This is a genomic window from Brevundimonas sp. (genome assembly GCF_035999125.1).
Classification (GTDB): domain Bacteria; phylum Pseudomonadota; class Alphaproteobacteria; order Caulobacterales; family Caulobacteraceae; genus Brevundimonas.
This window is the reverse complement of sequence record NZ_DASYGX010000006.1, coordinates 22691-34842: the sequence shown is the minus strand read 5'-3', so window position 1 is coordinate 34842 and position 12152 is coordinate 22691. Positions and strand designations below refer to the sequence as shown.

General features: G+C 70.0%; 14 protein-coding genes. 6 read left to right on the top strand and 8 right to left on the bottom strand.

Annotated features, from left to right (window positions below):
* The 5 genes from VGN45_RS04035 to sdhC are packed head-to-tail and all read right to left on the bottom strand — an operon-like array spanning position 1 to position 3783.
* A complete protein-coding gene (locus tag VGN45_RS04035; RefSeq protein ID WP_327459606.1) occupies positions 1-321 on the bottom strand; it encodes a 2Fe-2S iron-sulfur cluster-binding protein in 321 nt (106 codons plus the stop codon).
* A 1-nt stretch (position 322) separates the two neighbouring features.
* Positions 323-1126, bottom strand: a complete 804-nt coding sequence (locus VGN45_RS04030; protein ID WP_327459604.1) for a succinate dehydrogenase iron-sulfur subunit — start codon at positions 1124-1126, stop codon at positions 323-325.
* Positions 1126-2910, bottom strand: coding sequence for a succinate dehydrogenase flavoprotein subunit (gene sdhA / locus VGN45_RS04025; RefSeq protein WP_327459602.1), 1785 nt, complete (start codon positions 2908-2910; stop codon positions 1126-1128). The genes VGN45_RS04030 and sdhA overlap by 1 nt, the downstream gene beginning before the upstream one ends.
* A 7-nt stretch (positions 2911-2917) precedes the next feature.
* Positions 2918-3325, bottom strand: coding sequence for a succinate dehydrogenase, hydrophobic membrane anchor protein (gene sdhD, locus VGN45_RS04020; protein WP_327459599.1), 408 nt, complete (start codon positions 3323-3325; stop codon positions 2918-2920).
* Positions 3322-3783, bottom strand: a complete 462-nt coding sequence (gene sdhC / locus VGN45_RS04015; protein ID WP_327459597.1) for a succinate dehydrogenase, cytochrome b556 subunit — start codon at positions 3781-3783, stop codon at positions 3322-3324. The genes sdhD and sdhC overlap by 4 nt, the downstream gene beginning before the upstream one ends.
* A gap of 161 nt (positions 3784-3944) precedes the next feature.
* Here sdhC and VGN45_RS04010 point away from each other — a divergent pair, with 161 nt between their 5' ends.
* Positions 3945-4526, top strand: a complete 582-nt coding sequence (locus VGN45_RS04010; protein WP_327459595.1) for a hypothetical protein — start codon at positions 3945-3947, stop codon at positions 4524-4526.
* On the opposite strand, the gene VGN45_RS04005 is transcribed toward VGN45_RS04010, so the two are convergent.
* Positions 4523-4954: an HIT domain-containing protein gene (locus VGN45_RS04005; RefSeq protein WP_327459593.1), complete on the bottom strand. Its 432-nt coding sequence runs from the start codon at positions 4952-4954 to the stop codon at positions 4523-4525. The two genes, VGN45_RS04010 and VGN45_RS04005, sit on opposite strands and share 4 nt — an antisense overlap.
* Before the next feature lie 126 nt (positions 4955-5080).
* On the opposite strand from VGN45_RS04005, the gene VGN45_RS04000 reads away from it, so the two are divergent.
* From VGN45_RS04000 to VGN45_RS03990, 3 genes are all read left to right on the top strand, one after another.
* A complete protein-coding gene (locus VGN45_RS04000; protein ID WP_327459591.1) occupies positions 5081-5923 on the top strand; it encodes a hypothetical protein in 843 nt (280 codons plus the stop codon).
* Between the two features lie 66 nt (positions 5924-5989).
* A complete protein-coding gene (locus tag VGN45_RS03995; protein ID WP_327459589.1) occupies positions 5990-7273 on the top strand; it encodes a polyhydroxyalkanoate depolymerase in 1284 nt (427 codons plus the stop codon).
* Positions 7236-7964 carry a SprT family zinc-dependent metalloprotease gene (locus tag VGN45_RS03990; RefSeq protein ID WP_327459587.1) on the top strand — a complete coding sequence of 243 codons (729 nt, stop codon included), beginning with the start codon at positions 7236-7238 and terminating at the stop codon, positions 7962-7964. Before VGN45_RS03995 ends, VGN45_RS03990 begins: the two co-directional genes overlap by 38 nt.
* 37 nt (positions 7965-8001) lie before the next feature.
* On the opposite strand, the gene VGN45_RS03985 is transcribed toward VGN45_RS03990, so the two are convergent.
* Both VGN45_RS03985 and VGN45_RS03980 read right to left on the bottom strand, forming a co-directional pair.
* Positions 8002-10089: a PBP1A family penicillin-binding protein gene (locus tag VGN45_RS03985; RefSeq protein ID WP_327459584.1), complete on the bottom strand. Its 2088-nt coding sequence runs from the start codon at positions 10087-10089 to the stop codon at positions 8002-8004.
* A 255-nt stretch (positions 10090-10344) separates the two neighbouring features.
* Complete coding sequence (locus VGN45_RS03980; protein ID WP_327459582.1) at positions 10345-10809, bottom strand: YaiI/YqxD family protein; 465 nt, start codon at positions 10807-10809, stop codon at positions 10345-10347.
* A gap of 97 nt (positions 10810-10906) precedes the next feature.
* Here VGN45_RS03980 and VGN45_RS03975 point away from each other — a divergent pair, with 97 nt between their 5' ends.
* Positions 10907-11380: a hypothetical protein gene (locus tag VGN45_RS03975; RefSeq protein WP_327459580.1), complete on the top strand. Its 474-nt coding sequence runs from the start codon at positions 10907-10909 to the stop codon at positions 11378-11380.
* 10 nt (positions 11381-11390) lie between these two features.
* Complete coding sequence (locus VGN45_RS03970; RefSeq protein WP_327459578.1) at positions 11391-12137, top strand: RluA family pseudouridine synthase; 747 nt, start codon at positions 11391-11393, stop codon at positions 12135-12137.
* Positions 12138-12152 lie beyond the last annotated feature (15 nt).

Sequence of the window (12152 nt, the reverse complement as noted above, 5' to 3'; positions counted from 1 at the left end):
TCAGTGCTGGCTTTCCGGCAGGCGCACGATCAGACCGTCCAGCTCGTTCGACACGCGGATCTGGCACGACAGACGGCTGTTGGGCTGAATGTTGTCGGCGAAGTCCAGCATGGATTCCTCCATCGGCGAGGCGCGGCCGGTTTCCGCCAGAAAACCCTCGTCGACGTAGACGTGGCAGGTGGCGCAGGCGCAGGCCCCGCCGCAATCCGCGTCGATGCCCGGCACATTGTTGCGGATGGCGCCCTCCATCACGGAGAGCCCGTTCTTCACCTCGACCACATGCTCGCGGCCGTCGTGCTCGACGTAGGTGATCTTCGCCAAGTCAGGCCTCGACCTTCGACTTCTTGCGCGCCGGCGAGACCATCAGCTTCTTGGTCTCGGCGATGGCCTTGGCCGGGTTCAGGCCCTTGGGGCACACCTGCGCGCAGTTCATGATCGTGTGGCAGCGGTAGAGCTTGAACGGGTCCTCGAGGTCGTCGAGGCGCTTGTCCGTCGCGTCGTCGCGGCTGTCGGCGATCCAGCGGTAGGCCTGCAGCAGGGCGGCCGGACCCAGATACTCCGTCTGATTCCACCAGTAGCTGGGGCAGCTGGTCGAGCAGCAGGCGCACAGGATGCACTCGTACAGACCGTCCAGCTTCTCGCGGTCCTGCGGGCTCTGCAGCCGCTCCTTCTCCGGGTCCGGCGCGTCGGACTGGAGGTAGGGCTGAATGGAATCGTACTGGGCGTAGAACAGCGACAGGTCGGTCACCAGGTCCTTCACCACCGGCTGGTGCGGCAGGGGGGCGACGGCGATGGTCGAGGACCGGCACTCGTCCCAGCCCTTGGTGCAGGCCAGCGCGTTGCGCCCGTCGACGTTCATCGAGCACGAGCCGCAGATGCCTTCCCGGCACGACCGGCGGAAGGTCAGGCTGGGGTCGATGGTGTTCTTGATGTGGATCAGGGCGTCCAGCAGCATCGGGCCGTGGTCGTCGGCCGAGACCTCGAACACGTCCCAGCGCGGATTGGCGTCGACCTCGGGGTCGTAGCGATAGACCTTGTAGGTCTTGACGTTCTTGGCGCCCTTGGGGGCCTTGTGGACCTTGCCGGTCCGGGGCTGGGAGCCCTTGGGGAGGGTGAGCTGGACCATCAGTAAACCCGGGCCTTCGGCGCGATGTACTCGATCTCGTTCGTCATGGTGTAGGCGTGCACCGGCCGGTCATCCAGGACCACCTGCTCGCCCGGCCGCTTCCAGGCCAGGGTGTGCTTCATCCAGTTCTGATCGTCGCGGTCCGGATAGTCCTCCCGCGCATGGGCGCCGCGGGATTCCTTGCGGTTCAGCGCGCCCTCGATGGTGACCAGGGCCTGGGCGATCAGGTTGTCGTATTCCAGCGTCTCGACCAGGTCGGTGTTCCAGATCAGGCCGCGGTCGGTCGTCTTGATGTCGACGCCCGCCGCGTCGATGGCGCGCAGCTTGTCCACGCCTTCCTGAAGCGTCTTGCCGGTGCGGAACACCGCCGCGTCCGACTGCATGGCGCGCTGCATCTGGATCCGCAGCTCGGCCGTGGGCGTCGAGCCGGCGGCGTTTCGGAAGCGGTCGAAACGGGCCAGGTGGCCGTCGGTGGCCGACGCCGGCGCGTCCGGCACGGCGGAGCCCTTGTCCACGATCTCGCCGGCGCGCAGCCCTGCGGCGCGGCCGAAGACGACGAGGTCGATCAGCGAGTTGGAGCCCAGGCGGTTGGCGCCGTGCACCGACACGCAGGCCGCCTCGCCCACCGCCATCAGGCCGGGCACCACGGCGTCGGGGTTGCCGTCGCGCTTGGTCAGCACCTCGCCGTGATAGTTCGTGGGGATGCCGCCCATGTTGTAGTGCACCGTCGGCAGCACCGGGATCGGCTGCTTCGTCACGTCCACCCCGGCGAAGATCTTGGCGCTTTCGGAGATGCCGGGCAGGCGCTCGTGCAGGATCTTCGGGTCGAGGTGATCCAGGTGCAGGAAGATGTGGTCCTTGTTCGGGCCCACGCCGCGCCCCTCGCGGATCTCGATGGTCATGGAGCGCGAGACGACGTCGCGCGAGGCCAGATCCTTGGCGTTGGGGGCATAGCGTTCCATGAACCGCTCGCCCTCGGAGTTGGTCAGGTAGCCGCCCTCGCCGCGCGCGCCCTCGGTGATCAGGCAGCCGGCGCCGTAGATGCCGGTCGGGTGGAACTGGACGAACTCCATGTCCTGGCACGGCAGGCCGGCGCGCAGGACCATGGCGTTGCCGTCGCCGGTGCAGGTGTGGGCGCTGGTGGCCGAGAAATAGGCCCGGCCGTAGCCGCCGGTGGCCAGGATCACCAGCTTGGCGCGGAATCGGTGCAGGGCGCCGTCGTCCAGCTTCCACGCCGTCACGCCGGTGCAGGCGCCGTCCTGCATGATCAGGTCCAACGCGAAGTATTCGATGAAGAACTCCACCTCGCGCCGCACCGACTGTCCGTACAGGGTGTGCAGCATGGCGTGGCCGGTGCGGTCGGCGGCGGCGCAGGTGCGCTGGACCGGGCCTTCGCCGAAGTTGCGCGTCATGCCGCCGAAGGCGCGCTGATAGATCTTGCCGTCCTCGGTGCGCGAGAAGGGCACGCCCCAGTGCTCCAGCTCATAGACCGCCCTGGGCGCCTCGCGGACCAGGTACTCGATGGCGTCCTGGTCGCCCAGCCAGTCCGACCCCTTGACGGTGTCGTACATGTGCCACTGCCAGCTGTCCTCGCCCATGTTGCCGAGGCTGGCGGAGATGCCGCCCTGGGCCGCGACGGTGTGGCTGCGGGTCGGGAACACCTTGGTGACGCAGGCGACCTTCAGGCCGGCTTGCGCCGCGCCCAAGGCCGCACGAAGCCCGGAGCCGCCGGCTCCGACGACGACGACGTCATAGGCGTGATCGACGAACTGGTAGGCGCTCATCAGACGGTCAGATCCCGAAGCCGGCCGGCAGAGGGGCGGACCCCACGGCCAGGCGCACGATGAAGAAGACCCCGGCGGCCGCCAGCGTCAGGCAGACCAGAGAGATCAGGCCCAGCAGCAGGGTGCGGCTGGAGGGGCGGTGGATGTAGTCGTCGACCACGACCTGAAGGCCCATGCGCGTGTGCCACAGGCCGATCAGCAGCAGGCCGGCCAGGATCGCCGCGTTCACCGGCCGCCCCAGCCAGGCGACGGCGCCGTCGTAGCCCGCGCCCGCGACGGTCCAGGCGCTCCACAGGCCCCACAGCGTCAGCGGGATCAGAACCAGCGACGACAGCCGCTCGGCCGTCCATTCGCCGGCGCCGTGGCGCTCGGACACCTTCACCCCCTTGCGGAAGGCCTTGTCGACGCGGCTCACAGGGTCACCTTTCCGGCGGCGAACAGGGCGGCGAAGAAGCCGACGGCGATGACGGCCGCGGCGATCAGGCTGACGGCGGTCAGGGTGGTCGCCGCCTTCGGAGACAGGCCCGCGCCGGCGTCCCAGATCAGGTGCCGCACGCCCGCGGTCAGGTGATAGGCACCCGCCAGCGTCAGGCCGAACCAGATCAGCAGGCCGAACGGCGATCCCATCACGGAGGCGAACGCCTCATGCGCCTCGGGCCCGAACGCCAGGGCGCCCAACCAGGCCACGACGAACAGGATCCCCACCGACATGGCGACGGCGGCGCCGCGGTTCAGGATCGACCCCAGCATCGTCAGGTGGAAGCGCCAGACCTGCAGGTGGGGGGACAGGGGGCGGACGCGGCCGTTCGGCTGGACGACGAAGCGACCCGTCTGGTCCTCCGCCGCCGCGCCGTTCGGAGAGGGCTTCGACATGCGAACAATTCTCAGTTGACGCGGGGATTTCGCGCCGATCGGCACTGGCTTTAGGTCATGGTCGCGGCGGGCGTCAACGAAGGCTCCCGCACTGCGGCAAGAATGCGCGTGGCCGATGCCCGGACTTGCCGATTTCGGCCGATCCGGGTCAGTTTGCGAGGATGTTCGCCGCGCTGGCCGCCGCCGTTTCGCTCTCGGGCCTGGTCGCCCAGGACCCGCCGCCGGCGCCCGAACCCGTGCCCGCCTATGCGCCGCCGCCGGTGCGGCCGTTCGAACCGCCCTCCGACTTCGGCCGCGAGACGGCCCAGGGCGACGCCGCCGCGCGTCCGAGCCGCGCGCCGATCGCCGCGCCGGTCACTGTGGACGCCTACGGCGGCCAGTACGAGGCCGAACCGGCGACCGCCGAAACCGCCTACGCCCAAGGCGTCGCCTCCGCCGAGCTCAGCATGGACGCCCTGGCCGGTCCGATGGACGGCCGGTGGTCGGTCGTCGACGAGCGCGGCCGGCCGCTGATGCGCCTCGTCCTGTCCGATCCCGGCGTCGGCCTGCCGGTCGAGGGGGCGTGGCGCGAGGCGGAGGGCGCCGACCGGGGCGGCGTCTCCACGCTGGGCCGCGATCCAGATCGGCTTGCTCTAGCGCTGGAAGGCGGCGGCCGTCTTGAGCTGGCGTGGTCCGAGGAAGGCTGGTCCGGCGCCTTCGTGGGGGCGGACGACCGCCGACGGGCCGTGCGTCTGGCCCGCTAGCCCGCCCGGACGATCTCCAGCGCCCGTGCCGGATCGACCAGAGGCGTCGCGGCACCGCGTCCCCACACGGGATCGGGCCACAGACCGTCGTCGCGGCGCCGCCCGACCACGTGCACGTGCAGCTGACGCGTGACGTTGCCCAGCGCCGCGACGTTCAGCTTCTCCACCGAGCGACCTTGGGCCTCACCCAGCGCCCGCACGACCTGCCCGGCCCGCACCGTCTCCTCGATCAACAGAGCGCGCTCGGCCGGGGTCAGGTCTTCGATCTCGATCAGCCCGGCGCGCCGGGGCAGCAGGATCAGCCAGGGAAACCGCGCGTCCGTCTGTAACCGCACATGGCACAACGGCCATTCCGCCGCCGCGAGAGATCCGGCCGTGAAGGCGGGATCTGGGGCGAAGTCGGGCTCGGGCGTTCGGCTGTCGGGCATGCCGGACATCTTCACGCGCCACACCCCCGTGTCCAGTGGAGGGCCGGCCGGCATTTGACGGTTCGGCGAACGCTCGCCATCCATCGGAAGCGCCAAGAGGCGTGCCCGACTGGCGACGGAGGACGGATGTTCTGGCTCTTTCAACTGGTGACGTCCAACCCGGACGACTTCTGGCTTAACGTCGTCGCAGGGTTGCCGTTTCTCGCGGCCGACGTGCTGCTGCTCACCCTGCTGCTGCCCTGGGTGATCGAGAAGTGGACGGACCGGCGCTGGAGGCCGACGCGGCGGGTCGCCTTGGGGCGGATCATGCTGAGTTATCTCAAGGTGCTCGAGCTGGGCTCGCGCCTGCAGGGCGTGGCGATTCTGGCCCTCGACGCCATGGAAGACCGGTCGGACAAGAAGGCCGACGAGCTGGCCTTCGCCCTGTTCAAGCTGTGCGACGCGGCCCGAGAGCACGTGGCCAGAGCCGAGAACGCCCTGCAGACCGTGATGCCGATTCTCGGACCGGACCAGGTCAGGCTGCTGCTGGACCATCACATCGCCTGGGCGAACGCCGTGAACGAGTTCGGCGACGTCGCCGACATGATCGCGCGCGGCGTCCTGACGGGGGACGAAATCCTGGCCGACGCCGAGGCCAGCGAAATCGAAGGAATCGGGCTCCAGATCGCGCACGACCGCCTGGCCCAGACCTTCCTCCAGCCCGAGCCACGGCCTGAGATGGAGGAACCGACCGGACCGATCTGGAGCCCGCTGTTCGCCGACAAGACCGCCCAGGCATGGGAGGTGATCGTGGCGCGGGTCTATGGAGGGGTCGATCTGTCAGATCCCGCGCGCCTCGCCCGAGCGGAGCGTCGTCGTCGCCGGATCAACGACCTCAGGGGACGCTCAGGCCTTCCGGCGCTGACCGACGCCCCGACCCTGCTTTCGCTGGCGGAGACGCCGACCCAGCCGATGGGCGTCCACCGATAATCCTTTTGCAGTGCGGGGCGTTCTATGCTGCCCTGCCGCATCGGGCGGGCCGCCTTCAGGATTCGCATGCTGTATACGCTTCACGAGCTCGCCTATTACGGGGCGACGCCGTTCCGTCTGGGGGCCCAGGCCGCCAAGACCTTCTGGACCCACCCGTTCAACCCGGCCGCCGACACGCTCATGGCGCGCTCGGCCGCGGCCGCGGCGGAGGTGTTCGAGGGTCTGACGCGCCGCTACGGCAAACCGGCCTGGGGTCTGGACGTCGTTTCGGTGAACGGCGTGGACGTGCGCACGGTCGAGGAGACGGTGTGGTCCTCGCCGTGGTGCCGGCTGATCCGCTTCGCCCGCAATCCCGCCGACCTGCGCCGCGCAGGCAAGCCGGCGGACGCTCCGGCGGTGCTGATCGTGGCGCCCCTGTCGGGCCATTACGCCACCCTGCTGCGCGGCACCGTCGAGGCCTTCATCCAGGACTGCGACGTCTACGTCACCGACTGGGTCAACGCCCGTCAGGTGCCGATGCTGGAAGGACGCTTCGACTTCTTCGATTACGTGGATCACGTGCGGACCATGCTGGCCAGGGTCGGGCCGGGCGCGCACGTCGTCGGCGTGTGCCAGCCCGGGCCGCCGGTGCTGGCGGCCGTCGCCGTCATGGCCATGGACGGCGATCCGAACCGCCCGGCCTCCATGACCTTCATGGGCTCGCCGATCGACGCGCGCCTGTCGCCGACCGCGACCAACCAGCTGGCCGAGCAGAAGCCCTTCACCTGGTTCCGGTCGAACATGATCCACACCGTGCCCCTGCCCTATCCGGGGGCCGGGCGGCGGGTCTATCCGGGCTTCGTCCAGCTCTACAGCTTCATGTCGATGAACGAGGATCGGCACCGCGACGCGCATCAGGACTATTTCGCCAACCTGGTCCGAGGCGACGGCGACGCGGCCGAGAAGCACGCGGAATTCTATGACGAATATCTCTCGGTGCTGGACCTGACCGAGGAGTTCTATCTCCAGACCATCGACATCGTCTTCCAGCAGCACCTGCTGGCCCGGGGCCTCCTGGACCATCGCGGGCGGCGCGTCGATCTGACGGCGATCGCGGACGTCGGCCTGATGACGGTCGAGGGCGAGAAGGACGACATCTCCGGCGTCGGCCAGACCCAGGCGGCGCACGGCCTGTGCACCTCGATCCCCGACGACCGGCGCGAGCTGTACGTCAACCCCGACGTCGGCCACTACGGCGTCTTCAACGGTCGCCGTTTCCGCGACGACATCTATCCCCGCGTGCGCGACTTCATCGCCCGCAATCAGGCCCTCCATGACGCAGTTCCAGGACGGCGCGCGGCTGCGGCTTGAGCGGCCGGGCGGCGGCGCGCCGCTGACCCTGCGCCTGTCGGTCAACCGCCGGGCGCGTCGCCTGTCGGTGCGCATCGACGGCCGGGCGGGCGAGGCGGTGGTGATCGCCCCGTCCGTGCGCACCCTGCCCCAGGCCGTGGATTTCGCCCGCAGCCGGGCCCTGTGGATCGCCGAACGGCTGGCCGCGCGGCCTGACGCCGCGCCGCTGGCGCCCGGTCAGGAGATCCTGCTGGCCGGCCGCGCCGTGCGGCTGGAGGCCACCGGGACCGCGGCCGCCGCCCGTCTGGTCGAGACCGAGGCCGGCGCGGCGATCCGCGCGGGCGGAGAGGGCGAGGCCTTCTCCCGCCGCGTGCTGAACTTCCTGAAAGCCGAGGCGCGCCGTCGCCTGACGGAGCGCACGGAGGTTCACCGCGCGGCCCTGGGTCAGGCGCCGGTCCGGCTGTCGATCACCGACTCCCGCACCCGCTGGGGCTCGTGCAGCCCGCACAACCGGACCATCCGCTACAGCTGGCGCGTGGTCATGGCGCCGGAGGCGGTGCTGGACTACCTCGCCGCCCACGAGGTGGCGCACCTGGTCCACGCCGACCACAGCCCGGCCTATTGGGCGGTGGTGCAGCGGCTGATCGGCGACCACCGGCCCTTCCGCAAATGGCTGCGCGACCATGGCGCGGCCCTGCACGCGGTGGGCTGAGATACGAATCCTTCTCCCGCAAAGGGAGAAGGAAGACTCAGAAAAACAGCGGCTCGCTCTTCTTCTCCGGCGGCGGCGTCGTCTCGGGGCGTCGCGGATCGACAGGCTGGGGCGCGGTGGGGCGGACCACGGGGCGGTCGACGGGCGGGGCGGTCGGTTCGGGCGCGTCGCGCTCGACCTCGGCGCCGGTGACCAGTTCCTCGCCCTCGGCGAAGGGATCGACGATGGACTCCATCAGCTCGCCCATGGGGTCGGGCGGGACCCAGCCCTCGGGCATGGGGGGGCCGTCGGGAATCCGGGGGGCGTTCAGGCGCGGAAGGGCCGCCTCCATGAAGCCTTTCCAGATCGCCGCCGGGGCCGCGCCGCCGGTGACGCCGCGCATGGCGGTGTTGTCGTCCTTGCCGACCCAGACGGCGGTGACGAAGCCGCCGGTGTAGCCGACGAACCAGGCGTCCTTGTAGTCGCTGGTGGTGCCGGTCTTGCCGGCCAGGTCTCGGCCGGAGATGGCGACCGAGCGCGCCGTGCCGCCGGTGATCACGCCGCGCATCATCTGGTTCATGTAATAGAGCGGCGGGTTGGAGATCGCCTGCACCGCCCCCACGTCGCGGGCCCCGCGCTGATAGATCACACGCCCCTTGGGCGTGCGGATGCGGGTGATGCCATAGGCCTCCACCCGCTTGCCGCCGTTGGCGAAGGGGGCATAGGCCTGGGCCATCTCCAGCGGGCTGACCTCGACGGCGCCAAGCGCCATGGCCGGCTCCAGGCCCACCCGGCTCTCGATGCCCAGGCGCCGCGCGGTGCGCGCCACCTGATCGCGGCCCAGGGTGTCGGCCAGGCGCACCGCGACCGTGTTGGTCGACTGGGCCACGGCGCTGGACAGGTTCATGCGTCCTGCGAATCCGCCCGAATAGTTGCGCGGCGACCAGCTGCCGATGCGGATCGGCTCGTCCACCACCGGCGTCTCGGGCGTGTAGCCGGCCTCCAGCGCGGTCAGATAGACGAAGGGCTTGAACGCCGACCCCGCCTGGCGCCGGGCGTCGACGGCCCGGTTGAACTGGCTGTCGGCATAGCTGGCCCCACCGATCATGGCGCGCACCCGGCCGTCGCCGTCCACGGCCACCAGCGCGGCCTGCTGCACGCCCTTGGACCGGTCGCGCTCCAGGATGCGCCGCACGGCCCGTTCGGCGGAGGTCTGCAGCGTCAAGTCCAGCGTCGTCTCGACGATCAGATCCTCGCCCGGATCGTCGCCGATCAGGGTGCGCACCTCGGCGTCCAGCCAGTCGATGAAATACTGGGCGTGCTGGGTCGCCAGCGTCCGCGACACGCGCACCGGCTCCAGCACGGCGGCGGCGCGCTGATCGGCGGTGATGACGCCGCTTTCTTCCATCTCGTCCAGAACGACGGTGGCGCGGGTCGCCGCGCGCTCGCTTTCGGACACGGGCGAGTAGCGCGACGGGGCCTTCAGCAGGCCCGCCAGCAGCGCCGCCTCGCCCACCGTCAGATCCTTGGCCGACTTGTCGAAATAGCGCTGGGACGCCGCCTCGATGCCATAGGCGCCGGCGCCGAAATAGACGCGGTTCAGATAGAGGGCCAGGATCTCGTCCTTGGAGAATTTCATCTCCAGCCACACCGCCAGCATCAGCTCCTGCACCTTGCGGCGCAGGGTCTGGTCGGGCGTCAGAAACAGGTTCTTGGCCAGTTGCTGGGTGATGGTCGAGCCGCCCTGGACCACACGGCCGGCCCGCATGTTGGCGACCATGGCCCGCACCATGCCGACGGGGTCGAAGCCGGGGTGCCAGCGGAAGCGCTGGTCCTCGATGGCGATGAAGGCGGCGGGCACATAGTCCGGCAGGGCGTTCAGGTCGGCTGGCGGCGCCTGCTGGGTGCCCCGCACCGCGATCAGGGCGCCGTTGCGGTCCAGATAGGTGATCGAGGGCTGGCGATCGACTTCATAGAGCGTCGAGGTGTCGGGCAGACCGCGCGCGAACACGGCGAAGAAGGCGACCAGGAAGATCACCCCCCAGACGGCCAGCACGCCGCCCCAGTAGAGGGCCTTCTGCAACGGGGTGCGCGTCGCGCCGCCTCCGCCCTGACCTCGCCAGCCGTCCAACCCGAACCGCGCCATCGCCGCCCTCTGAAGTGCCCCGATCGACCCTAGGGTCTGATCCGCCTGAGTTGAAGCGCTTCGCGCTTCGACGATGCGGTGAATCAGACCCCAGGTTTATGCTGGACCCCGATTCACGACATCGGCGGAATCGCGAAGCGATTCCTCCTCAGCCGATCGGGGTCTAGCCGCCGGGCGCGACGGATGACACCGTCGTTCGCCCGGACAGTGAACGCACCGATGCGTCGAAACGATGACGGAAACGTGAGCGGGCGTTCATCCGGCCGCGCGACGCCGCGCCACTGCCACCGCGCGGTCCAGCGCCTGCAGGAAGTTCGATCGGTCCTTCGGGCCGAAGGGCGGCGGCCCGCTCGTGGCCACGCCCATGGACCTCAGGTGCTCGCCCACCATGCGCCCGGCCAGGGCCGACCCGATGGAGTCGGCGGTGAAGGCGTCGCCGTTGGGCCTGATCGCCTGGGCGCCCCCCGCCAGGCAGCGCTCGGCCAGCGGGATGTCGGACGTCACCACCACGTCGGCCGGCCCGACACGCTCCGCGATCCAGTCGTCGGCCACGTCCGGCCCGGCGTCGACCACCACCTGTTCGATGAAGGCCGCGCGGGGCAGCTGGATCCAGCCGTTGGACACCACGAAGACGTGCAGACCGCACCGCTCGGCCACGCGAAAGGCCTCGGCCTTCACCGGGCAGGCGTCGGCGTCGATGAACAGTCGGGGCGCGGTCATGGGCGCTGTTTAGCGGCGCACGCGGCATTCGCCAAAGCGTTGCCATTGGCGCGTTCCGGGCGCAGGCTCGTTCCCGGTCGACCTTGGGGAGGGAAAGATGACCGACATGACCGTGAAGACGCCGTGGCACCTGTGGGTGGTTGGGGCGATCGCCGTGCTTTGGAACGGCTACGGCGCCTACGACTATGTGATGAGCATGACCGGCGGGGCCGAGTACCTGACGAAAATGGGCATGACGCCCGAGCAGATGGCCTACTATGAGGCCTTTCCGACCTGGATGACGGCGGTCTGGGCCGTCGGGGTGTGGGGCGCCCTGCTGGGGTCGCTGCTTCTGCTGCTGCGCCGTCGGCTGGCCTTTCCCGTCTTCGGCCTGTCCTTCGCCGCCTTCCTGTTCAGCCTTTTCCACACCTACGTCGTCGCCGGAGCGGGCGAGATGATGGGCTATATGATGCAGGACGGTCAGAAGGTGGCGACGCCGATGATCTACGTCATGAACGGCGTCATCGCCGCGGGCTGCGCCTTCTTCACCTGGTACGCCTGGACCATGGGCAAGAAGGGCGTGCTGCGCTAACGGCCGGGGGGTGAAAGCTCCCCGCCAGCCCGCCGCGCTCACGCCGGAAGAGATCGCCGCCGTCCGGTCGTGCGTCCTCCAGGAGGACGCCCACGTGCTGGTCCTGAACAAGCCCGCGGGCCTGTCCAGCCAGGGCGGGCGGGTGCGCGCCCATACGCTGGACGACCTGCTGTGGGCCTTCGCCCGGTCGAACGGCAAGCGGCCCGAGCTGGTGCACCGGCTGGACCGCGACACCTCCGGCGTCATCCTCGCGGCGAAGACCAAGCCGGCGGCGGGCTTCCTCGGCAAGGCGATCCAGGCGCACAAGCTGAAGAAGACCTACCTCGCCCTGGTCTCCGGCGCGCCCGAGCCGCGCTCCGGCCGCATCGAAACGCCGCTCCTGCGCACGGAGATCGGCCGCGAAAGCCATATGCGGGTCGCCGCCCTCGACGAACCCGGCGCCCAGGCCTCCACCAGTCTCTACCGCACCCTTTCGGCGGCCGACGACGCGGCCCTGGTCGAGCTCAGCCCCCTGACCGGCCGCATGCACCAGCTGCGGGTGCACATGGCCTCGATCGGCCGGGCCCTGGTCGGGGACGCGCGCTACGGCGGCGCGCTGACGCTGGCCGGGGCCCCCGCGCCGCGCCTCATGCTCCACGCGTGGAAGCTGACCTTTCCCCATCCGGAGGGCGGAGACCGCACGGTGTCGGCCCCGCCGCCGGAGGACTTCTTGCGCCTGACCCAAGCCGCCGGTCTGGGAACGCAAGACCTGACCTGAGCGCTGTTTCGCCGA